Below are 22,741 nucleotides of genomic sequence, written 5' to 3'. Positions count from 1 at the left end.
GCGGTTTCCGTGTCGGCATCGTTGACGAGATCGTCAAGCCAACCGACAAAAATGGTGGCGCCCACGGGCACCATCTCATGTTCGTCACGCCGGACTTTACGGATTCGTCATGAGCCAGTCAAGGGCCCCTTCCGAAGTTTTCCCGGAACGCCTCCGACGCGCCCGGGAACTGCGCCAGCTCAGCCAGGCCGACCTGGCCTCGCGGGCCCGCCTGCAGCCGTCTGCGGTCTCGCACTTCGAAACCGGCACCCGGAAGCCGTCCTTCGACAACCTTCGGCGTCTGGCCGATGCACTCCAGGTCTCGACCGACTACCTGCTCGGGCGTACAGATGCCATAGGTGGGGCGCCGACAGCCGACATCCTGTACCGGGACATCGAGCGCCTGTCCGCGACCGACCGTGACTTCGCGACGGACATGGTCGCCAAATTGGCGGCACGGAATAAGAAAGGAGAGGGGGATGGGTCCTGAACTCGCCGATCTCAAGGCGGAGGAGGTTCTTCGAGAACGTTGCATCGCCTCGCTGCCGATCGATCCGATGGCCATCGCTCGTGACATCGGCATCGACGTGGTCGAGAAGCCCACCGGTGGCGGCGTGTCTGGCATGCTGATTCGGAGCGGTGATGCGTTTGCCATCGCATACGCCGCGCACGTGCCCAGCGAGGGGTTCCAGCGTTTCAGCGTCGCACATGAGCTCGGGCACTACTTCCTCAGTGGCCACATCGATCATGTCCTCAGAGAGCGGAGCTTTCACGAATCGCGTGCCGGCTACGTGTCGCGTGATCGGTACGAGGCCGAAGCAGACAAATTCGCTGCGGGGTTACTCATGCCGCGCAGCCTCTTCGTCCGTGAGCTTGCCGCCGCAGGCGAGGGCCTCGAGGCGATCGAGGACTTGGCACGTAAATGCAAGACGTCCCTGACGGCGACAGCGATCCGATTCGCCGAATACGTTGACGAGCCCGTCGCGATTGTCGTGTCGAATCCGAACGACGAGTCCATTCAATACTGCTTCATGTCGAAGCGATTCCAGGAATTCAACGTGACGTGGCTCCGGAAGGGCGAACTCGTCCCGAGGGGCACCCTCACGGCTCGCTTCAATGGCGATCCAGGGCAGGTTCTCCATGCGGAGCGGGACGAAGACACTGTCGAACTGCGCACTTGGTTCGCCACTGGCCCCGATCTGCGCCTTGTCGAGCAGGTCATTGGTCTCGGCACGTATGGCAAGAGCCTCACCGTACTCACCTTCGAGGAGGTCTTCGACGAGGAAGAGGTCGAGCGCGAAGAAAGTCTCATTGACAGTTGGACCCCGACGTTCTCGCGATCGAGGCGGCGCTAAAGCCAGGGGGGCTCAGCCGCCCCGCGACGCTCATCCCTTGAGCCACGCCACCCGCGCCCCGCACCCCTTCACGCCCTCGCAGCGGCTCCTCGGGCCTGGGCAGGTTGTGCCAGTGCGCACCGAAGACCAGCGCGTCGGCGTACACCTGCCCCGCGAGCACGACGAACAGAGGCGGCACGGGAAACCCACCGATCACCTCCGCGACCGTTCGCACGCCCCATCCCTCGCGGTCCCGCTTGCCAAACGCCCGAAGGTTCCGGTCGTAGGGTTCGAGCCATGCGTCGAGCTCGACTGCACCATAGAGCGCGGACACGACTCGCACCGCGTTGCACTTCGCTTCGGCGTACGTGATTGCCGCGCGGAACAAGGCTGACGTGTAGAACTCACGCGCGTGCGCTCCGCGGTTGAGCTTACGTGCCGAGCATCCCACGAGCGCCACCCGTGCGGCTTGGGGGTTCGCGGGTGTGAACATTGGCACCCTCTACTCGTCGGACCCGGCGCCGACGCCTTCTTCGATAATGCGCCGTAGCCGCTTCCGAGCAGATCGCAGGCGTGCGTAGGCCCGCTCTGCGGTCATGCCGAAGTCGCACGCGATTTCGGTGATCGTTTCGCCGTACAGGTCGTACCGAACCACGAGCTGCCGCTCCACGTCGCCGAGCGTATCGAGCCCGCGACGCACGATTTCGCGGACCTCCGGGTCGACTGCTCTCGAGAGCTCGTCGATTCCTGCCTCGGCGTCGAGCACCTCTCGGCGGCGCCGTCGGTAGTTGGCGACGACCCCTCGGGCGACCTTGACGAGCCACGCTCTACCCTCGCCGCGGAGATCCTCGGCATGGCGTATGGCGATGACGAAGACCTCGTGGTGGAGGTCTTCCAGCGTCTGACCACTGAAACCAAGCCACTGTAACTTCGCGCGAATCGTGGCGGAATGCGCTATGTACAACGCCTCGATCCGCCGCGTAGTCGCGCATTCGGACGTCGAGCTCGACGGCTTCGAGCTTGAGTTGCGTTTTCAATGCAGCCGGAAGGTCGACCTTCAGTGCACGCTCGGATTCGCGTCGCGATTTGGGTTCCGTCATTGCTTCAACGCCCCTTCGGCATTTGCCCCACCAATGGCAAATTGTACCCCCGTACCGGCGCGACGTTCACGAAACGCGCCCGGTTCGCGGCACGCCCTGGGCGTCACCGCGCGCTTTTCCCAGCAGGACGGATGGGTTATCCTCGGGCATCGCCATGGTAAAACGAGACCTCGATGCCGCCGGCCCGGAAGCCCTGCGGACAGGGGACGGCTCTCTGGAATCACGCCCCCCCGACGTCGCCCTCGACGACATCGAGGCCCCGGTCGCTTCCGCCGTCGTGACGCTCCTCTCCGGACGCCGCTACGAGCTCGAGGCCGGCGCCGAGCGCGACCAGCTCACCATCCGCAGCAGCGGGGGCGAGGTCGTGCTGCGCGTCGAGGTCACGGACCGCGGCCCCGTTCTGTCGTTCTCCGGGGCCGAAGTCGAGCTGTCCGCCGCGCGCTCCCTTCGCCTCGCAGCCCGGGACGTATCGATCGCGGCCGAGCGCGACGTCGAGCTCGTTGCAGGCGGGTCGCTGCGGGAAAGCGCCGCCGGGCACCATCACGTCCGAGCCGGCGGTGATGCTCGCGTGGAGGGCGCGAGCGTCGAACTGCAGGCGAACCGTGACGGCGTGGGTGTACGGGCCATGCGCGCGATCAAGCTCGATGGGGAGCATATCGGACTGAATGACGATCCACTTCCGCAGCCGTTCGGTTGGTCGGAAATCGCCGGAGGGCCTGGCGAGGAGGGTGAGACGTGAGCGCGGAAGAGGCGATCCTCCCGTTCGAGCGGTGGGCGGACATTTCGGCAAGGCTGCTTCGCCGCGGCCCCGCGGAGCGACTCGACATCCTGGAAGAGCTCGAGATCGATCCTGTTGATTGGAGCAAGAATGAGCTGCACTGGGCGATGACGCTCTCCCGCGATGCGGATGCGGACCGACAGGACCGGATGGAGCTCTACGCTGCGAAGTGCCTGGCCGAGATGAATCGGCGTCGTGAACCGAAGGTGCAGGAGTCCGCTGAGGCCCCCGCAGCACCAAGTCCACCGATCGCGTCCACTGCGGCATGCCAAGAGCCCCTTGCGGCGCCTCCCGCGGCTTTCGTGCAGCCACCTGCGGCCCCCGTGTCGCCGCCGGAGCCGCCCGCCGTCGTGTTGCCGAAGCCCGCTTCCGCGCTGGGCACCACGATGCCCGCGGTGATGCTGCCTCCGGGGAAGCCGCTCCCGTTCGGTGAGCAGCCCTCGCGCGAGTTTGTAGACGCTTTGCAGGTGCCACGAGCGGCCGCCGCAGCGGAACAGATCGGCGACACGCAACCCTTGCCCATCGTCGAGGACGCCGGCCAGGGAGCTTTGGGGGCGAGGCCGCTCGACGCGCCGGTGGACCTGGCGATGACAGGACCGATCAAGCTACCTGCGACGGCCGAGCCGCCGCTTCCTTTTAGTGATCGGCCCGCGCCAGAATTCGTCGAGGCAATGCAGACTCCGCGTGCCCCTGCGCCGAGGACTGCCATCACGGACGCCACGTTGCCATTGCAGATGGACCTCATGGCGCAGGCGAGGGCCGCCATGCCGTTCCTGAAGCCTTCCGCGCCGGTCGAGGCTCCTCGCCTCTCCCTGGACGCGTACGCCTCGCTTTGTGCGGAGCTTGCGGTCAGGCCGGAGAGCCGAGCGAAAGTCTTCCGCCGCTATGGCATCCGTGACGATGCCGCGTGGCGCGCCGTGGACCAGGAGTGGCGTGTACGTTTCACCGAGCGTCCGGAGATCCAGCGGGAGTGGCAGGGAAAGTACGACCGGTTCAGGGAGTGGTTGCTCAGAAAAGCTTGAGAAGCACGCTCATCTCGTCAGGTGTATCGGCGATAGCATGCTCTTACGAAGCAGCCTCAGCTTGGTGCGCTGATCGCCGCAGCCCCAGCCCCGACATTCTCTGGCCTCCCGCCAGCATTCGTCGTGGTAGGGCGAGCCACAGCGGCCGCACTGGCTACCTGCATCCGGCTCGCCACATGCCCGACATGCACCAGCGACGGCGGCGATGGGAAGCTGGTCGATCCAGTGCATGAAGCTCTCGATGAGGAGCAACGCCCGCACGAGATGCTCCTCGTCCGTCTCGCGACACCTCGACACTTCGAATCGGACCACGTACCCACCGGCCCACAGCCTGAGCGGATTGCCCATCCTGAACAACGCTTCGGTAATCTGGGCCTCGAACTGCTTCATGAGGGCCAGGATCTCCTCGCTCAGCAGCGCCACGGCGTCAGGGGTTCCCTCCGTGACCAAAGCGTCGAAACCCTGACTCCCGGCCGCTCGATGCACGAGATCGTGCATCCGTCGTGCCTTGACGCATACGCCCGGGATGGGGCGCATCGTGAGACCCACGAAATGGATGTCCCTGATGTCCCCGAGCGGCCCCATGGTCAGACGAAGCATTCCCCCCCAGCCGGGCTTGTCGAATTCGAGGCAGTAGATCCGTGCGAAGGCGCTACGCCAGGCAATCCGAAATCCAAAGGATTCTCCCAGCTTGGATAACATCCTGTCACGCTTCGCGTGGGCGCGGCCGATCGCGAATGCCAGCAGGAGCAGAACAGCAGTGACGAGGAGCGCAGTTTCGATCTTGTCGATGATCCGGTGCATACGCGGGTTCCTGCTCAGCGTGTCCAGAGCGTGGCGTGTCGCATCGTCTCGACCATCTCTCGTGGATAAGGCATCGCGACCTCCAGGGTCCCTGCCCAGGTGAGCGTGATGAGATCCCTTTCGGGCTCGATGAGCACGGTTTGCAGGCTAGGCTCGAGCTCGCGGGGATTCACGCCAGGCGGTTCGAGCACCATCTGCGGTCGGTCTGCCGGGAGCTCGAACGAGAGCGCCTCGTGCCTTGGATGCAGTCGATGGAGCTCCACGCGCTCGTTGCCCTTCAAGCGAGCCGTGGAGAGCCCCGCCGGCGCACAGTTGAAGGCACGAGGATCGACCGTGCCGTCCCACGTCACCATACGCTGAAGAATTTCATCGAGCCCCAGAACCCCGAGCCTTGCTTCATGAAGCTCTCGCTTCGGGCGATCGAATGTCGCCGGGATGAAGAACACGGCGCGCGGGAACGTGAACTGATCAATGGGTTCGAAGCAGGCGGCGGCTGGGCAGTCTATCCATGCCCGCATCGTGGGGGCGCACAGCCGATCGGGGACAATCGGATCGAGGGGATCCTCGATGCTGGGCATGGCGCTGCCTTCCATTCGCTCCCGATCGACGTCGATGAAGAACCCTCGCCCCGCGGGGTTGCGCGGGTACGCGAGCATTCCCACGGTCGACGCGCCCGGGCTGTTCTTGACGAGCGCCTCTGCGTGTTCGTCCCTACCGCCGTATGCATGATCCCAGATGAGCGGGAGCGCGTCGCGCGGCACCGGCGCTGACGCAAGGAGAGCTCCTCCCCTGCCGAGTTGAATGGTTCGATCGCCCCAGACGCGGAGCGTCCTCGCAATGGGGCCGACGCGAAGTGCCACCTGGAAGCTCGGGACACGACCCTGGTGGGAGTACGCGGTTCCTCGAAGGAGGACGTCCGTGGCAGGCTTGATGCCCGCAAAGAAATCGACGTCCTCGACGAGGCGATGGGCGTTCGTCACCGAGGAGCGAATGTACCGCGGCGCCTCGACCAGCGTTGCAGTCTGCGGAACCGGCTCGGCACGCGTGCCATTGCGAATCGCGTAGGTCCGCTTGGCCGTGACGCAAAGGTAGCTCTTGCCATCATACGCGCGGAACGTGCTGATGGTCGACATGGGCTCAGCCCTTTTGCTGGGCCTCGACCCAGTCATGAACTTCCTTGGCCACGGGCTCCATGAGCTTTTTCACGAGCTGCTCCGTGATGAATTCAATGATGGAAATGGGAATGGATTCGAGCGGCCCTCCGATGCCTCCAAGTCGTGCGCCAACGATTTCGCCAAGCCGGGGAGCGAGAAAACCAAGCGAAACCCACTTGACCGCGCTCGACGCCAGATCGGCGAGTGTGGGAGACGTCTTCACGGACGTGACAGAGAGGACGTATCCCGTGGGTTGCTCACCTTTCTCCCAGCAGTTGAAGTTCAGCCCGAACGCACCGAACATGCACGCCGCCAGCGGATTGCCCTGGCCGGTGACGCTTCCGATCGCGAGCAGGGGCTCACTGCCGGAGGGGCCCAGGATCTTGGCGTATTGAGGAACCTGGAGCAGGCCCATCTCCCCCACCAAGTGCACGTGCGGGACGAGGAAGAGCGAAAACTCGTCGTGGATCATCTGCCACCCGTCCGCCGTGACCCTGCCGGTGCGGTGCCAAAAATTCGCCGCCGGCCAGAAGAAGGGCGCGCCTACCGCGTAAGGCCAGGGGACTTTCTGGTCCTCGACCACGCCGGGGAAGGGGTAGAAATCGTGCACATCGATCCCCACCATGATCGCCGAGTTGTTGTAGAAGTTGACCGACATCGTCGTTTCCCGTGCTCAGGCTTCGACCGTGATCCAGGAGGGAGCAGAGCTCTCGTTGTAGCGAAACTCGTATCCGTAGACGCAGGAAATCAACTGCCTCGCAGCATCGACGTGGACGCTGCGGACGCGCGCGGACACCTCGGTTCGACTCTGGCCGCGGCGCAGCGTGACGCGTGCAGGGCACGCGGGCACCTCGAAGCGGATAGCGTCCGTCCCAAGGCCCTGGAGTTGGATGGCTGTGCCAGAGGGAAGAGCATCGAAGACCAGATAACCAGGGGCATGGTGCTGGACCATGAAGAAGGCCCGACTCGCGAACCCTGCCTGGAAAGCGGAGGTTGTCGCATCCTCTGGTTTCGCAAGTGACAGGTCGACGCGAACATCACGAAGCCGAAGCGCCACGAGCTCCGGGCATGGGACGAAGCAGCCCGGCACGGGGCGATCACTCCAGCGGGTGACGAGCTGGTCGGCGAGCTCGAAGTTCGGCAGGAGGCCCCCGATCGCCGCAGCTTCGTCCGCATAGAAGCCGATACCACGTTCATTGAGGTAATACGGCACCTTCCCTCCGGGATGCGGAAGATCGGTGCCCGGGAGGAGGCCGGGGGGGAGCACGAACGAGCCCCCGAAGGCGCGTTCGAATGAGAGGGGGAGCGAGTCGAACGGGGCCGGGTCGGTTGCGGTCGGCTCGCCGAGAACGCTGGACTCCCAGCGCCGATTGCCAAATGCGACGATCCGCCGGATTTCACGACCGACGCTCAGCGTGACAGGGCGGAGGAACGGCGGTCGTGACGGGCCGAGGACGTCGCCGGCAGCCGTGACCGAGGTGCCGCGCCACATGGGAATTTTATGAATATCTGGCGGGTCTGTGGATACCCGCTCGACGGACCCGAGCATGGGCTCGAGCCGCTCGCCGACCACCCGAAAACGCAGCTCGACCACGATCGCCCCGACGTCGACCTCGTCGCTCAGGCTTCCCCGCGAAAGCACGGGAGAAAACTGCGTCTTGTTCCGGACGAACACGAAAGCCTCCGCCTGACGCTCACTTATTCAGCTTGATCTCGCCGCCCTTGGCATCGATGTTCGCTCCCTTGAGGGACAGGTCGCCGCCTGCCGATATATTGGTGATGCCATCGGAATTCGATATAACGCTGCCTGCAGCGATGTTGATTTGCCCGCCACCAAGTTGAAGCCAGGCCCCGGCGCCGTTGTCAAGCAGAACGATCCCGCCCTTCATGAGGATCTTCGCTCCCCCGACCGTGAGCAAAATCTCACCGGGCTTCATCGTCAGCGTGCAGCCCGAGACGTTGACCGTGAAGCAATCCTTCTGGAAGAACCCGGCCGTGGTGCTGTTGGTCTGAAAATCGTTCGCCAGGTTGAAATACGAGTTCATCGCCTTCCAGGCGAAATGCCCGTTGGCCTGGGACTCCTCGTTGGCTCCGATGAAGACCCCCCGCTTGCCCAAGATGGTGAGCTGATCGTCGGCATGCACCTTCGTCGACCGGTTCCCGAACACGACATGCGTATCATCCGCTCCGATCGTCGTGATCCGCTGCACGTCCACCGTGTGCGCCTCGTTCGACGCGAAATGCGTCGTCCGGTCTCCCTGGACCGTGACCTCCTCCGTTCCCTTCACCGCGTGCGTCCGGTTCCCGGTCACCGAGTTGGACTGGTCGCCTCCCACGCTCGTGGAATGGGAGGCGCGGACCACCTCGTTGAAGTCGCGCTGCGCATGCAGGAAGATTTCCTCCAGCGTCGCCGCATCCTCGAACCGGATCTCGTTGTAACCGTCCCCCTCGGGCACGGCGGTGCGGCTCCGGATCGTGCTTCGCGTGGGATACTGCGACGGATCGTAGGGCGGTCGGTTCGGCTCATTGTAGACGCGGCCTACGATCACGGGACGCTCCGGATCACCTTGCAGATATGCGACGAGCACCTCGTGTCCCACGCGCGGCGTATACAGCGCCCCAAAGCCCGGCCCTGCCCAGTTCTGCGAGACCCGGATCCAGCAAGAGGAAGGCGTTCTATCGTCGTCCGGGCACTGATCCCAGGGGAAACGCACGCGGACGCAGCCCTGCGCGTTGGCGTTGATCTCGGGCCGATCCGCCTTCGAGAACTCCTCGGCCGTCACGAGCGCGGTCTGGATGCCATGAATGCGCGGCCGCGGAGCGCGTTGCGCCGGGCGGAACGGAATGGATGCCGGGAGCGCCTGGAAGCGGTTTTCGTAGCCGGCCTCGAGCGCTCCCGTCGTGCCCGCGAACCCGAACGCCTCGTCGTCGAGCACCGTCCCCTGCGGCGTGAGCTCCGTGGCGAAGGTCTCCACGCGTACCACGAGCAGATCCACGTCCTCACGCAGCCCATCGCGATCGTGCAGCTTGAACTGGCGCCCCGGTTCGAGCGCGCGGACGGTGCTCACGCCTTCCCGTAACGCCTTCTCGACGACGAACCGCTCCATCCGAAGCTTCGCCGGGAACTTCGCCGGCGCCTCACCGTGCAGCTCGTCGTTTGCAGGAAACTCGTAGTGGCCCTGGGCGTCCGGATCGCCTCCGCGAAGCTCGGCGCTCGCCTCGAAGAGCTGCGTGCTACGATTCCAGTCGTAATCGCGCATCACCACGGCACGCGACCGCATCCGGCGCGTGTCCCGGCAAACCCGAACCACTTCCTGCCCCGCGGCCTGGCCGCCCCGGCTCGCGCCGCAGAGCTCGAACCGTCGCGCTTCTTCGAATAGCGGCGCCTGTCCGGGGGCGTCCGTGACGACCAGGATGAGGTCGGAATCGGTGTGCTCGAAGTAGTAACTCAGGCCCTCGCGTTCGAGGAGTCGCGAGAGGAAATCGTAATCGCTTTCGTTGTACTGCACGACATAAGAACCCGTGGCGCGGTCGGTGAGGCGTCCTTCGTCGGTGACGGCCCAGCGGTAAAGCCCGCGGGGTTCACGGAACGAGCCGAAGTCCGGATCGACGGACGGGGGCTCCACCTTGCCGCTTTGGGGGGCGAGTCCCTTGTGCCCGCGTGGATGCGCGGGAGATCGGTTCTCGATGACGGCGTGAACGATATCCTTGAGCGTCCATTCGACGAAGTTGCGGCAGCGTCGCCGGAAGCGTGCCCGAAACAGGTGGGGAACGAGCAGGACTCGGTAAAGGATCACCTCCGAAGTGCGGTCGATCTCCTCGACCTCGGCAAGAATCCCGTGCACGTACCGCCATCGCCCGAGGGTGCGAATCCGGAAGGTCGCGCCCGTGTCGAAGAGCGCGTCGAGATCGACGGGACCGCTCTTGGCCGGGCGCATGAGGATGATCTCGTAGTGGAAAGGCTGGGAGATCTCCTCGATCGCGTGCCAACGCACGACGCCGAAGGCGCCCCATCCCTCGTGCGTGCCGAGCAGGTAATCGGCTTGGTTGCCGCGGTCGAGATTATGCGGCAGGCGTGAGGTCATGGTAGCTCGCTCCTGAACGGAGCGAATTCCCTAACATGAATCGGCGTGGTTTCGCACCTGGAGAGCGGCGGTTCGAGGGGCGAGAAGCTGCTTCGGCCGCCCACGTCAGTCCCCGCAGTTTTCATCATCGAGCATCATCGAGCGTTTCTGCTCCGAGAACGGGAGCTCCTGTCTGTTGGTCTGCGGCGGGCGCTGAGGTACCATCGGATGGTACAGGAAGGGTCCAGATGAAGCGAACGCGAGCCGCGCTTGCGGTCATGGGGATGGTCTGCGGCGTGCTTGCGCTCGCGGATGCGGCGCACGCAGAGCCGACCGCCACCGACAAGGCTGCCGCGGATGCGCTGTTCACCGAGGCTCGGCAGCTCCTCGACGCGGGAAGGGCCGCGGAGGCTTGTCCCAAGCTCGAAGAGAGCCAACGGCTCGATCCTGCCGTCGGCACCGCCCTGAACCTCGCGGACTGCTACGAGCGCGTAGGCCGCACGGCGAGCGCCTACATCGCCTTCGGGGACGCTGCGACGCTCGCGCGGCGCTCGGGAGACCCGAGCCGCGCCGAGGAGGCCGAGCGGCGCGCGGACGCGCTAGCGCCGAAGCTCGTGAAGCTCGCCGTGACCGTGCCCGAGCCGAGCCGCGTGGAGGGGCTCACGGTCCTTCGTGATGGCCAGCCCCTCGCACCCGCCCTCTGGGGCACGGCGATCCCGGTCGATCCCGGCGAGCACGTGGTCGAAGCGAAGGCGCCCGATCGCGTGCCTTGGAAGACGACCGTGAAGCTCGACGTGCCTGGCACGGTGCAGCCGATCAGCGTGCCGGTTCTCGCCGAGGTAGAGCGCCCGCCGCCGCCCGGAAAAACCGCCCAGCGCGTCGCGGGGATCGTGGTCGGCAGCGTGGGGCTCGCTGCGCTTGCCGTCGCGGGGGGGCTGTCCATTGCGGCGGCCAAAACGGATGACGAATCGAAGCAGTATTGCCTGCCCGAGGACCCGAACAAGTGTTACGCGAAAGGCGTAGCGCTTCGGAACGAGTCGATCATGTATGCCGACACCGCGACCGTCGTGTCCATCGCGGGGGGCGTGGTTCTCGCGACGGGCGTCACGCTGTTTCTACTCGCGGGGGCTCCGAAGTCGCCAGATAAACCGGCGCGCGCGTGGGTCGTCGTGCCGCACGCGTCGCCGCAGGGCGCGGGACTCACGTTCGCGTCCGTGTTCTGACGCGAGCTGCCGAGATCGCATGCTGCACACCTTCCAACCCGGGCAGCTTCTTCTCGACAAGTACCGCGTGGAGCGTGTGCTCGGCGCGGGGGGCATGGGCATGGTCATCGCGGCGCGACATCTCGCGCTCGACGAGCTCGTCGCGATCAAGTTCATGCTGGGAGGCGGGAGCCAGGCGGACCTGACGCGGTTCGTTCGCGAAGCGCGTGCGGCGGTACGCCTGCGGAGTCAGCACGTCGCGCGTGTTCTCGATGTCGCCGCGCTCGAGGACGGCACGCCGTACATGGTGCTCGAGCACCTCAACGGCAGCGACCTCGCACACATGCTGCGCGAGCGCGGACCGCTGCCCGTGAGCGAGGCTGTGGATGCGATCCTCCAGGCGTGCGAGGCGATCGCAGAGGCGCACTCGATCGGGATCGTGCATCGCGACATCAAGCCCGCGAACCTCTTTCTCACACGGGGAGCCGATGGTTCGCCGTGCATCAAGGTGCTCGACTTCGGCATCGCGAAGTGGAGCGCGAGCACGGCGAAGATGGATGCTTCGCAGCCCATGGGCTCGGCGCCGTACATGGCGCCGGAGCAGTTCGCCGCGACGAATCAGGTCGACCCACGAACCGATGTGTGGGCGCTTGGTGCGACGCTGTTCGACCTGCTCACGGGGAAGACTCCCTTTCACCGTGATGACGTCGACTCGATCCAGGCGTTGATGCATGCGGTCCTGCTCCGCGATCCCATGCGTCCGCGGATGCTGCGAGCCGATCTTCCCGAGGCGCTCGAAGCGGTGTTGCTCCGTTGCCTCGACAAGGATCAAGCAGCACGCTTCCCGAGCGTCGCCAAGCTGGCTGCTGCACTCGTGCCGTTCGGATCGGAGCATGCGAGCCTGTACGCGAAGCGTGTTGCCAGGGTGCTCGGTGAAGCGGAGACGAGCGCGCGTGCAGTCGCCTCGTCCGAGGTGGAGCGCACCGCGCCGGTGCCACAGCTCGTCGTCGCGACGGCTCCGCTCCCGCAGTTCGAGGACGACAGCGCTGAGGGGACTGCGCTTCAAACAGCCGCTCCGGTATCGAGGAAGGACCGTCGTGTGCCGCTCGTCGCTGGGCTCGTCATTGCGGTCGCAGTCGGTGGGATCTTCCTCGGCATGCGGCTCGGTCGCGGGACGGCGGCGTCTCCGAGCACCGCAACGGAGATGCTGGAGGTCAGGACACCGCCACCGCTGGAACAGCCCTCCGACATCGCCACTGGCGCACCCATCACGGTGAGCGCAGCGCCCGTCACGAGCACGGCGGCCGCGTCCGTGGCAGACACGCCTGCGCGCGTCGAGGTGCCGCCGTCGACGGCAAGCCAAGCGCGCACGGTACAGCCACCACGTCGCGTGGTTCCTGCTGCACCTGTCGGCACTCCCTCGTCTACTTCTTCACCGAAGGAGAATCTGTATGGCCGCCGCCGATGACATCTACGCTTCGAGATCGGAGCAACTCTCCTCGAAGGCGCGGAGACGTGCGGCTTGGATGCGTGTGCTCGCAGGGGTGCTCGCGATCGGCACCGCGAGCCTGTTCTCCGCATGCTCGGGCGGTTCACCGAAGTGCCCAAAGGACGACGGCGACCCTTGTACGCTGGACGAGTGCAAGGCCGGTGTGGCGGTGAACAGCTACCTCGGCGACGGGCACCCGTGCTTCGTCGGCAAGCTACAGGGAGCCTGCACGGAAGGGCGCTGCGCGGTCCCGTGTGAGATGGCGAGCCAGTGCAACGACGGGCTGCCGTGTACACGGGGCGAGTGTCAAGAGGGCGTGTGCGTGATCGAGGCCGACGACTACCAGACCGCGCCGGAGGATGGGAACGCGTGCACGGAGGAGCACTGCATCGGCGGGAAGGTTGCGTCGTGGCCCAAGCCGGATGGAAGCTCGTGCCCGGGGGGCGAGTGTGCGTCTGGCGTCTGCGGGTCGTGTGATGTACCCGCGGACTGCGGTTCGGCGACGGAATGCCTGGAGTGGACATGCGCGCAGAATCACTGCGTCTCCAAGTTCGAGGCGTCGGGCACGTACATCCCGGCCCTCGATATCGTGGGAGATTGTCAACGGCCCATTTGTGATGGCCATGGAAATGTCAGCGCAGAAATCTGGCCGGGTGACAAGCCGTGGAGCTACGACGCATGCTTCGAGTGGGTCTGCGTCGGCGCCACGCCTCTCCGCGCTCCGAAAATTGGCACCAACTGCATCATGGATAGCGGACTTATCGGCAAATGCTCCGAGAGTGGGGCCTGCGTCCAGTGCGTCAAAGACCTCGACTGTCCTGCAGAGCACCGCTGTGAGGACTCTGCTTGTGTAAAATGCGGAGACTATCAACCCACCGGCGATGAGATCTGCGGCGGGTCGTGCGGCCAGTGCAAGGGGACGTCCTGCGACGAGGATAGCGACTGCGCCAGCAGCCACTGCGTGTTCACCAATGGGTTCCCTGCGCGAGTCTGCTGCACCGGAGACTGCGCCGGAATCTGCGAGCAATGCGACGCGATGACTGGTACCTGCGTCGCCGTGCCCAAGAACCAGAAGGACGATAGCTGCTTGGGGATCGGCTTGGCCTGCTTCAACTCGCAGTGCAAGACGATGTCAGGTTACCCCTGCGTCAAGGGCACGGAATGTATCAATGGTTCGTGCGTGAATGGGACCTGCGGTTGAGGCATGGAAGCGAAGATGACCCGCGGTTACTGCGTTGTTGCTATGGGCCTCCTCGTACTCGCGAGCTGCCGGCAGATTCTTGGAATCGAGGAAGCAACCCTGATCTGTCCGCCTGATTTGCCAGGATGCAAGCTCTGCTCGGTCCCCCAGGATTGCGGGCCGTCGGACGAGTGCCACGCGTGGACCTGCGAAGACAACGCCTGCGTGCCGGTCAACATGCCGGCTCGCACCAAGTGCGCGACGGGCGTGTGCAGCGATGATCCCGTGTCAGTCTGCGTAGGTTGTTTGGAATATGAAGACTGCCCTGGCGGACAATGCCGGGATCGCACCTGCTCTCGGTGCGATGACGGGATTCAGAACGGATGGGAGACCGGTATCGATTGTGGCGGTGGGGGCGCCTGTAAGGATTGTCTTGGCACTGCTTGCCAGGTCGCGGGCGACTGTAAGAGCGGCTTCTGCGAGGACGGGACGTGCTGCGTCGCGACGTGTGACGACGTCTGCGCCTACTGCGGCAACCCGCAAGGAGACTGCAGGCCGATGCCGAAGTACGTGCAGGACAACAATCCCGAGTGCGCCGGCGAGAACGTCTGCGACGGATCCGGAGGTTGCAGGCTACGCCCCGGGGAGGTCTGTATCAACCCGGTCGACTGCGCCAGCTTTCGTTGCGTGATGAATCGTTGCAGGAAAGACGCGGGCGAACCTTGCTCCTTTCCCCAGCAGTGTGTCGAAGATCTCTGCGTGGACGGGGTTTGCCAAAAGTAGACGGGGCCGCACGAAGTATGTGGTCTGAGCTACCATCCGGTCGGGGTTTGCCTCGGCGCCCTGGTAAAACCGTGGCACACATTTTCCTGGACATCCAGGCTTCGCTTGTGCAAACGTTTGTCCAGGAGGATGCGCCCACGCTCCGTGCAACACCGACTCGTGAGCACCCACCCGGCAGCACCGAGAGACGGGACCGAGTAAAACCCAAAACCCAAATAGCCGGACCTCGTGGGCGCCTCTCCTCCGCCTTTTCTCACACCCTACGATCCGATGAACGCCGGAGCCCCCGGAGGTAAGGGTTCGCGCGTGCGGCCCCAGACGAACCCTTCGGTTTTTCCTCGCTAACGCCCCTTGCGGAACACCGGCCTGTCCTGGTAACCGTCCGCGCCGATGGGGTCCGGGGTGCGCAGATGGGCTTGGGCGATCGCGACAGGGGCGGTGGGCTGCCTCCTTGCGCCTCGCGCGGAGGCGACGGTCGTAATCCCCCACAGGCTCGTCTACGAGGCGCCGAAGGAGTGTCCTGACGAACGGGAGCTCCGCAACTCGATCATCGAGCGTATCGGCCGAGATCCCTTTGATGCGAACGAGTCGAGGACCCTCTCGGTCCGGATCGAGCGTGCGGGGCGGGGGTTTCGCGCGACGATCGTGACGACCAAGGGCGAGAACAGCCGAACGCGCACCCTCGAGTCGCCGATCAGCCGTTGCACCGACATCTTCAAGGATGTCGACTTCGTCGTCGGCTCGATCGTGGAGCCGATCTTGATCGAGCTGCCGGTGAGGGAGGCTCCGCCGGCCGCGCCCTCCGCATCTCCCCCGCCGCCTCCGCCCCCCGCGCCTTCGTCCCCCGCACCGCCCCCATCCGCGCCTCCGCCCCCCGCAACGCGGTCGTCGGAGGGTTCGTCCAAGGCTGATGCCTCCGGGGCAAACCTGCGCGGCGAGATCTTCGCCGGTTTCTCTCTCGCTGGTCTTGCGACGCCGGGTCCGGTGGCGCTGGGGGCAACATTCGGAGGCGGGGTGCGGACGGGCCCGTGGACCTTCGGCGTCGAGGTGCGCGGCCTGGCCGATGTGCCTGGTAGCACGGAAGCCATTCCGGTAGGTGTCTCATTATGGACCGGCGGACTGTTCGCGTGTGGTTTTCGGCCATTGTCCGTATGCATCGCGCTTACCGCCGGAGCACATCATTTCGGGGCGCAGGACAACATTCAGCTGCAGTCCACGAGGGCTCCATTTGTCGCATCTGGCTTCAGAATCGCCTACGAGTCGCCACAATGGCACGGTCTTGTCGGCCGGGCGCAGCTCGAGGTTGCCATCCCCATAACGCAGGCGCGGATCTTTGATCGAGGGGACGCCGTTTGGGCTGCGGATCCCGTTCTGGCAACGGGAACGTTCCTGCTCGTGAAGCCGTTCTGAGCGACCGACTCCCTGCTTGCCACAGCAAAGTGATTTGTGGTACCTGAAGCCATGCGCCGTAGAGCCACACGAATCGCGTTGTCGCTCCTCCTCCCGACGCTTGCCGTTTCCGGGGCGAGTGGCTGCTACGTCACAGACATCATCATTGAGAGGCCCTTCGAGGACGCAGGCGCAGATGCTGGAGAGGCAGACGCCGGCAACGGCGGCGACTCGCCCGATGCGTCCGAGGAGGACGCCGGCCCAAGTTGCAGCGGCGACTGCGCTCCGATCAACCACCCCGATTTCGACCTGCCGATGCTCTTCTGGTTCGGCGCGCCCAATCAGATCCCCGAATGCCCGAACCGCGCACCGGTCCGACACGACCTTCTACACGCCGACCTGCTCATCCTGGCGGACGACTGCGAGCCCTGCACCTGCAAGCCCTCCACAGGCTCGTGCGGGCTGCCGGAGACGGTCACGGCGCACGCCGGTCTTTGCTACTCCGGGGCCGTGGGCACCTCGTTCGATCCACCCCCGGACTGGGACGGCTCCTGCACGGCGGCGAACTCCATCCCTGCGCAGGCGCAGTGCCCTCCGGGGAGCGGCATTCCGTGCGTCCAGTCGCTCATGATTGGAGCGCTCACGAAGCTCGACGAGAAGTGCGAGCCCGACCTGCCGCAGGTGCCGAAGGTGAAGAACTTCTCGGGCGTATCGTGGGGACTCGCCGCGATCTCCTGCCAGGGCTACACGAACCCGCCGCTCGCAGGATGTGAGGATCCCGGCGAGATCTGCGTGCCCGCCGCGGACCCCGAGGCCGGGTTCCGCCAGTGCATCCGGGCTCGGGGCGACGTCGCGTGCCCAGGCGAATCCTACACGAAGAAGTTCGTGTTTTACGAAGGGTACGACGATCAGCGGACCTGCATGGCCTGCACGTGCGGTGCGCCCGCTGATGGCGTGTGCACGGCGTTCGTCTCCGTATTCAAGGACGGGGCCTGCACGGATCCAGTCGTCCCCGGTGTTGCCGCGTCCTCAGACGACCCTGCGTGCGTCGACCTGACCCCGAAGGGCCAGCCCCTCGGCAGCAAGTCCATCTCCGGCGTCACGTACCACTCGGGGACTTGCCAGGCGGGCGGGGGAGAACTTGAAGGAACGGTTGTTCCGGTACGTCCGATCACGTTCTGCTGCCAGCCGTAAAAATTATTTGGCCCCGCGCAACAAAACCCACCCCTCGCGACATAAGGGGGTGTGACGTCCCAGGACCAACCGGAGCATGAGGCCACCTTCTCGGCCCTGTACCGCGACCACTTCGACGCGGTCCTGGCCTGGTTGCTGCGGAAGGCCGTTCCCCCGCGTGACGCCGTCGACGTCGCGCAGCTCGTGTTCATCGCCGCCTGGCAGCACTTGAGCGAGATTCCAAAGCCCGCCGGTGAGGCTCGGGCGTGGCTTCTTGCAGCGGCGAACAATCAATTCTCGAATTATCGGCGCCGCCAGGTCAACGCGAAGCTCCTGTCCGAGGACGTCGTGCCGTGCCTCGCCGACGAGGAGGTGCTCGAGCAGCGCTTGATCAAAGCGCAGCTCATCACGAAGGCGATCGACGCCATGGAGGATGGTCCCAATCGCGCGGCGCTCGTGGGCGTGTACATCGAGGGAAAGACAACCGCGAGGATCGCAGCCGAAACACGTGTGAACGAGACCTCGGTGCGGAGCGCGTTGAGTCGCGGTCGGGCGGAGTTTCGAGAAATCTACGAGCGTCTCCACGGCGAGAAGGACGACCTCGATGCGCTCGATGCGGCGACGATCGCCATGGTCGCGCTTCTCCTTTTGTCGAGAATTCGCGTATGGAGCTACGTCGATCAGGTCCTCGGCGTCATCAATCCCTCCGGAAGAACGGTGCCGAAAAGCGAGCTCTCTGCACGTTTACGCTGGCGACGCTTTGCGCCCGCTCTCGCGGCGCTACCGCTCCTGCTGCCGTTCATTCCTCGCTCCTTGTCGTCAGAGCCGGTTCCCGCCGAAGCCACTCACCTCGCGGGAGCGGTATCTCATATCCCGGTCGCCGCAGGTACCGCCGGACGCCTCGCCGTTCCACAGTCGCCCCCCGCCGCGACGCCGTCGGCCTCGACCCCGTCCCAGCGCTCACCCGCGCGGAAACGCGCCGAGCTGCAGCTCGAGGATTCCCGAGAAATCGAGCGCAACATGTTGCAGCAGGCGGCCTCGCTTCTCGTACGCAAGCACCCAAGGGGCGCCTTGGTCCTGCTGCGCGAGCATGCCAGGAGATTCCCCGAGAGTCGCCTGGCCGAGCAACGTGATTCCTACACCCGCCAAGCCATGATGGCGCTTGGAGAGAAGGCCGCTGCTGCTGCGGAGCTGTAGGCGAGTAATGTAGACGCGGCGCGATTGCATGCGTCGCAGGTCGCACGAATTGCAGGGTGTCATCCCTGGAGAGAGGAGTATTCCATGCGTCGGCTCGAGAACCAGTCTCGCTCAGCGGCACTCGTAGCGTCCTTCGCACTCATCATGGCCACGCTGTTGGTCGCGAACTGCAGAGAAGCGCTCGGCATCGACGAGGCCAATCTCGTCTGCCCTACCGACTTGCCCGATTGCATGCCGTGCGAGGAAGTCGAAGACTGCGGCCCCGGGACGGAATGCCACACGTGGACCTGCACGGACTCGCTCTGTCGACCCATCAATGCGGCGCCAATGACGAAGTGCTCGACGGGCGTTTGCAGTGAGGAGCCTGTCTCGGAATGCATCGCGAGCGCGGCTGACGGCGGATGACAGGAGAGGCGGCACCAATGCTACCCGTGAGCAAGCGACCAGCACCCGTGCCGACAGGCGAGGAAGACGAGTGCGAAACGCAGGTGTGGAGGGGAGGGCCCCTCTTGGACGGCGGCGCTGGAACGGCTCCTGTCTGGGCGAGCACGATGCCGCCCAGCGCCGCCGTCCAAGGGGGGTCGTCTGTCGATGATGAGCCGGGGCTGCCACGCGATACTCGCGTGGATCCTCCGCGCGTTTTCGACGAAAGCGCGCCCCCCGAGAGCAGCGTGGTCCCCGTTGTTGCTCGCCGGCAACCGTGGTGGACGCGGTTCTTCGCCGCGCTAGCGGACGCCTTCGGGCGCCCACCGCTCTGGAAACGCCTTCCGCCGATCCCGCCGCCGCGCTCCCCCGAGGCGACACGCGTCTCCGCGGGGGCCGTGGGACACGACGAGCACGGCGAGTTCATGCTGTTCGCCCTGCTGCGAGCGCCTCGCGTCTACCAACGGGCCGCGGTGCACATCGCTTACCGCGCTCTGGAGGCGCGGCGACAGGGCGACGACGCGTACGCCGAGTTCGTCATGCACTTCGCGCTGTCACGGATGCGCCCCGACAGTGATGGGAGGATTTCGATGCAGCGGCTGCAGGACTCACTCTGTCATCTCGGACATGCCGGAAAGATTGCGCCTGTGCTGAGGCGGCTCGAGGAGCAGGGGATCGTGGAGCTCGTCGTAAAAAACAGCGACGATCCGATGGCCGCCATTCTCCGGTTGGACATCACGCACGTCGTGCTCCGAGTGAGGGCGTGAAGGGGAAGCACATAATGTCGGAACAGGAAACCGAGCAAGAGTCCGTCGCCGAGGAAGTCGCCGAGGCAACCGAGCAAGAGCCCGTCATCGAGTGCGCGGCCCCGTTCGCGCTCGCAAGCGACGGGTACGTCTACATGCACGAAGACGAACTGCCCGCCGATATGCGGCACGGCCGGAAGGAATGGCGCGGATTTCGCCTGACGCCCGCGGAGATGGGGCTCTTCGCCGAGGAGGTCGAGCTCGTCATGCCGAACGTGGCGCTCTCGCTCCGGTGCGCGATCCAAGGCAAGACCAGCGCGCCGAAGCAACCCCAGGATCCCGAGCCGGTGACCCCGGAACCAGGGCCGGAGCCGAGTGGAAGCACCTGACGAGACATCCCATCCAATGGACACGCGCCGCGGCGACATCTTCTCCATAACGCTGGCGGGGTTGTCTGCGTCGCTCGTCCACGTCAACGTCACCATCGAGCACGACCAATTCGGCACATTCGAGCTCGCGGGTCTCGACGAAGACTCCTGGGAGCTAACGCGGCGTCGTGTGGCGACGGCCATTTACAACACGCTCAAGAGAAACGATCTCGAGATCGCCGTCGAGATCACCCCAACCGGCACCAACAACCACGGCGGCCAACTCGATCTGGCGATCGCAGTGGCCGTTCTGCTGGCATTCGAGCAGAAATCGCTACCGTCGACGGTTGTGCTCGGCGAGCTCTCCAGGTCAGGCGAGGTCCAGCACGTACGTGGCATCTTGCCGGCGCTGAAGGCTGCGTCGACATCCCACGCCATCCGGCACGCGATCATCCCTCGCGCCGACGCCGCGGAGGCGGCACACGCCGGGCTCGACGTGCGCGTCGTGGACCACCTTCGCGATGTGCTCGACTCCCTGCGCGGCTCCCACGTGCTCGATCCCGCGGGCCCTCGTCGCTCGACACGGTCGTATGAGCGTGATCTGGCAGAGAAGCCGTTCATGATGGCATCGGTCCGCCGCGCGCTCGAAATCGCCGCGGCCGGCCAACATCCGCTCCTGATCATCGGGGGAGCGGGGCGTACGTCGGCAGCTTTGAAGCTACCCGCTCTCCTCCCCTCGATGACCGCGGACGAGGCGATCGAGGTGACGAGCATCTACTCCATTGCCGGATTGCTCGAAGCCGAGCGGGGGCTCCTCGGGAGCCGCCCGATCCGCTTGCCGAATTACCGCGACGCGACGCTCGAGAAGTTCCTCGGCAGGGACGACCCGGCCTGCCCCGGTGGGGTGCGTCCCGGGGAAGTCTCGCTCGCGCATGGAGGCGTGCTCTTCCTCGACGAGCTGCTCGAGTTCCGTCGCTCCGACCTCGCCGCCCTGGCCGTCGCGCTCGCCAAGGGCGAGAGCTCCGGGTTCCCGGCGCGGCCTCTGCTCGTCGGCGCGTCGTGCGCTTGCCCGTGCGGGTTTCGGGGCGATGAGGGCATCCGGCCTTGTACGTGTACGCGGACGGAGATCCAGCGTCACGAGCGGCGGCTGCGGGCGGTGTTCGATCGCTACTTCGACATGCAGGTGGTGTTGCCATCGGTCTTCGACGTGGCCAAGCCGGAGCGGAGCGAGGTGGTCAGGAGGCGGGTTGCGGCGGCGCGCACGGCTCGGGCAGCGATGGCGCCTGAGAGCGAGACGGGGAGTGAGCATGCGCTGTGGAGCTTCGCCCAGAAGCGCGGGGTGTTGCCGAGCAACTGGCCCAAGGTGCTGCGCGTTGCGCGAACGATCGCGGCTCTGGCGGACATCAGTGGCGTGCGCGCCCCGGGCAAGCGACATGTGTACGAGGCGATCCAGTTCTCGTGACACGCGCACCGAACGCGGGTCATGGCGAGCAGTCGTTCCGCGCGTCTGCCTGTCTGTAAGTCAGAACGCAACAAACCGTGATCTCGCTCTGCGGCACGCCATTCTCGTCGAGCTCCGTGGCCGGCGAGGCTCCGTTCGGCGCGTACACGCAGGTGGCGATCTGCGGGCGAGCGACCGGAATGATGCCTCGGATGGGCCATCCGGCAGGACAAGCGTGAACGCCGGGCCGGCGCACGCACTGGCGGTCTGGGTCGGGAAGGCGCAGAGAGGGCCCAAACCGCACCGCCACCTTCGGCGGCTGGTCCAGCGCGGCCTGCTCCTCTCGACTTGGCGCGCACCCGGCGAGCACGAGGAAGACAGCGGCTCCGGACATCGTGGCGACGTGGGAAGCGAACCACTTGGTCGACGTGGGTGACGGCATGGCGTGTTCGAGGACAAACGCGTACCACGTAAAACTGTCGTTCGCAACGGCATTTGGTAGGCACGAGCGCCTACGGACAAACTGCAACCGGATCCCGGGACGAACCACCGGAGTTCGGCGCGGCATCACCTTCGAACGGGTGAGGCTCTCGGCGGCGTGGGGGAGCTCCTCACACCGCGACGAACGCGAGACCCGGCTCGCCGACGAGCTCTCGGCCCTCCTGCTTCTGCCGAACGTCGTCCTTCCAGCAGACAATCGCTGCCTCGACGAGGTCTCGAGGCTCGCGGTGCTCGCGGGAGAGCCGCTCGAGGACGCTGGTATCCTCTGTATTCCCATCACGATCGACCAGTACCGCGGCCGCCTGGAAAGATCGATCGATGTGGCCGCTCTGCCGGAGGTCATCGAGCGATGGCAAAGAATGCTGGTGTGAAAGGCAAACGAGAACGTCGAGCAACTCCCCCTGTCACTGGAGCGAAAGACGAAGTCCGCGTTGAGCTACCGGAGGGGAAGCGGTTCTGGGACATGTGTTCACCCGACCAAAAGGCAGCGATTACCAAAGCGCTCGCAGATCTTCTTGTGGCGGATCTCATAAGCTATCCTCCTCCCAAGGAAGATGTCACACAACCAGAAGAAAATGGCGATAAGAAACGCTCGTGACCGTTCGGGAGCGGCA

At 65.3% G+C, this 22,741-nt stretch carries 23 protein-coding genes; 16 read left to right on the top strand and 7 right to left on the bottom strand.

All coding sequences use genetic code 11. The annotated features are described in order from the left end of the window. The first annotated feature begins 109 nt into the window (after window positions 1–109). On the top strand, window positions 110–469 hold the full coding sequence (locus POL67_RS06315) for a helix-turn-helix domain-containing protein (protein ID WP_271916166.1): 360 nt from the start codon (window positions 110–112) through the stop codon (window positions 467–469). Then, window positions 459–1,334, top strand: a complete 876-nt coding sequence (locus tag POL67_RS06310) for an ImmA/IrrE family metallo-endopeptidase (protein WP_271916165.1) — start codon at window positions 459–461, stop codon at window positions 1,332–1,334. Before POL67_RS06315 ends, POL67_RS06310 begins: the two co-directional genes overlap by 11 nt. Here POL67_RS06310 and POL67_RS06305 read toward each other — a convergent pair. Both POL67_RS06305 and POL67_RS06300 read right to left on the bottom strand, forming a co-directional pair. Continuing rightward, window positions 1,288–1,806 (bottom strand): DUF6884 domain-containing protein, encoded by a 519-nt coding sequence (locus POL67_RS06305; RefSeq protein WP_271916164.1) that lies wholly within the window; start codon window positions 1,804–1,806, stop codon window positions 1,288–1,290. The two genes, POL67_RS06310 and POL67_RS06305, sit on opposite strands and share 47 nt — an antisense overlap. Before the next feature lie 9 nt (window positions 1,807–1,815). Further along, a complete protein-coding gene (locus POL67_RS06300; protein WP_271916163.1) occupies window positions 1,816–2,277 on the bottom strand; it encodes a sigma-70 family RNA polymerase sigma factor in 462 nt (153 codons plus the stop codon). A gap of 413 nt (window positions 2,278–2,690) precedes the next feature. Here POL67_RS06300 and POL67_RS06295 point away from each other — a divergent pair, with 413 nt between their 5' ends. Together POL67_RS06295 and POL67_RS06290 are read left to right on the top strand one after the other, a co-directional pair. After that, window positions 2,691–3,152, top strand: coding sequence for a hypothetical protein (locus POL67_RS06295; RefSeq protein WP_271916162.1), 462 nt, complete (start codon window positions 2,691–2,693; stop codon window positions 3,150–3,152). Continuing rightward, a complete protein-coding gene (locus POL67_RS06290; RefSeq protein ID WP_271916161.1) occupies window positions 3,149–4,213 on the top strand; it encodes a hypothetical protein in 1,065 nt (354 codons plus the stop codon). Before POL67_RS06295 ends, POL67_RS06290 begins: the two co-directional genes overlap by 4 nt. A 9-nt stretch (window positions 4,214–4,222) precedes the next feature. On the opposite strand, the gene POL67_RS06285 is transcribed toward POL67_RS06290, so the two are convergent. From POL67_RS06285 to POL67_RS06265, 5 genes are all read right to left on the bottom strand, one after another. Then, a complete protein-coding gene (locus POL67_RS06285) occupies window positions 4,223–5,017 on the bottom strand; it encodes a hypothetical protein (protein ID WP_271916160.1) in 795 nt (264 codons plus the stop codon). A gap of 14 nt (window positions 5,018–5,031) precedes the next feature. After that, a complete protein-coding gene (locus tag POL67_RS06280; RefSeq protein WP_271916159.1) occupies window positions 5,032–6,150 on the bottom strand; it encodes a DUF2169 family type VI secretion system accessory protein in 1,119 nt (372 codons plus the stop codon). 4 nt (window positions 6,151–6,154) lie between these two features. Then, entirely contained in the window at window positions 6,155–6,829 is a 675-nt protein-coding gene (locus tag POL67_RS06275; protein WP_271916158.1) for a hypothetical protein, read from the bottom strand. Between the two features lie 15 nt (window positions 6,830–6,844). Continuing rightward, window positions 6,845–7,765, bottom strand: a complete 921-nt coding sequence (locus POL67_RS06270) for a DUF2169 domain-containing protein (RefSeq protein ID WP_271916156.1) — start codon at window positions 7,763–7,765, stop codon at window positions 6,845–6,847. 100 nt (window positions 7,766–7,865) lie between these two features. Then, complete coding sequence (locus POL67_RS06265) at window positions 7,866–10,256, bottom strand: type VI secretion system Vgr family protein (RefSeq protein WP_271916155.1); 2,391 nt, start codon at window positions 10,254–10,256, stop codon at window positions 7,866–7,868. Between the two features lie 227 nt (window positions 10,257–10,483). Between POL67_RS06265 and POL67_RS06260 the strand changes: the two genes are divergently transcribed. The 12 genes from POL67_RS06260 to POL67_RS06205 all read left to right on the top strand — a co-directional run bounded on the left by POL67_RS06260 (window position 10,484) and on the right by POL67_RS06205 (window position 22,725). Next, window positions 10,484–11,458, top strand: coding sequence for a hypothetical protein (locus tag POL67_RS06260; RefSeq protein ID WP_271916154.1), 975 nt, complete (start codon window positions 10,484–10,486; stop codon window positions 11,456–11,458). A gap of 19 nt (window positions 11,459–11,477) precedes the next feature. Beyond that, window positions 11,478–12,905 carry a serine/threonine-protein kinase gene (locus POL67_RS06255; RefSeq protein WP_271916153.1) on the top strand — a complete coding sequence of 476 codons (1,428 nt, stop codon included), beginning with the start codon at window positions 11,478–11,480 and terminating at the stop codon, window positions 12,903–12,905. After that, on the top strand, window positions 12,889–14,127 hold the full coding sequence (locus POL67_RS06250) for a hypothetical protein (RefSeq protein WP_271916152.1): 1,239 nt from the start codon (window positions 12,889–12,891) through the stop codon (window positions 14,125–14,127). The genes POL67_RS06255 and POL67_RS06250 overlap by 17 nt, the downstream gene beginning before the upstream one ends. 1,407 nt (window positions 14,128–15,534) lie before the next feature. Next, window positions 15,535–16,299, top strand: coding sequence for a hypothetical protein (locus POL67_RS06245; RefSeq protein WP_271916151.1), 765 nt, complete (start codon window positions 15,535–15,537; stop codon window positions 16,297–16,299). Between the two features lie 51 nt (window positions 16,300–16,350). After that, a complete protein-coding gene (locus POL67_RS06240) occupies window positions 16,351–17,472 on the top strand; it encodes a hypothetical protein (RefSeq protein WP_271916150.1) in 1,122 nt (373 codons plus the stop codon). A gap of 51 nt (window positions 17,473–17,523) precedes the next feature. Further along, a complete protein-coding gene (locus POL67_RS06235) occupies window positions 17,524–18,648 on the top strand; it encodes an RNA polymerase sigma factor (RefSeq protein ID WP_271916149.1) in 1,125 nt (374 codons plus the stop codon). Between the two features lie 144 nt (window positions 18,649–18,792). Then, the gene (locus tag POL67_RS06230; RefSeq protein ID WP_271916148.1) at window positions 18,793–19,053 is read left to right on the top strand and encodes a hypothetical protein; all 261 of its coding nucleotides are present in this window, start codon (window positions 18,793–18,795) and stop codon (window positions 19,051–19,053) included. Between the two features lie 416 nt (window positions 19,054–19,469). After that, a complete protein-coding gene (locus POL67_RS06225) occupies window positions 19,470–19,838 on the top strand; it encodes a hypothetical protein (RefSeq protein WP_271916147.1) in 369 nt (122 codons plus the stop codon). Window positions 19,839–19,852: 14 nt separating this feature from the next. Continuing rightward, entirely contained in the window at window positions 19,853–20,206 is a 354-nt protein-coding gene (locus tag POL67_RS06220; RefSeq protein ID WP_271916146.1) for a hypothetical protein, read from the top strand. Between the two features lie 16 nt (window positions 20,207–20,222). After that, window positions 20,223–21,647 (top strand): ATP-binding protein, encoded by a 1,425-nt coding sequence (locus tag POL67_RS06215; protein ID WP_271916145.1) that lies wholly within the window; start codon window positions 20,223–20,225, stop codon window positions 21,645–21,647. Between the two features lie 374 nt (window positions 21,648–22,021). Beyond that, window positions 22,022–22,498 carry a hypothetical protein gene (locus POL67_RS06210; protein ID WP_271916143.1) on the top strand — a complete coding sequence of 159 codons (477 nt, stop codon included), beginning with the start codon at window positions 22,022–22,024 and terminating at the stop codon, window positions 22,496–22,498. Next, entirely contained in the window at window positions 22,477–22,725 is a 249-nt protein-coding gene (locus POL67_RS06205; protein WP_271916141.1) for a hypothetical protein, read from the top strand. Before POL67_RS06210 ends, POL67_RS06205 begins: the two co-directional genes overlap by 22 nt. Window positions 22,726–22,741: the final 16 nt, after the last annotated feature.

It is taken from the genome of Polyangium mundeleinium, assembly GCF_028369105.1.
In the GTDB taxonomy this organism is placed as follows: domain Bacteria; phylum Myxococcota_A; class Polyangia; order Polyangiales; family Polyangiaceae; genus Polyangium; species Polyangium mundeleinium.
Note: the sequence above shows the minus strand (reverse complement) of the source record. Positions and strands in the feature narration are given on the sequence as shown.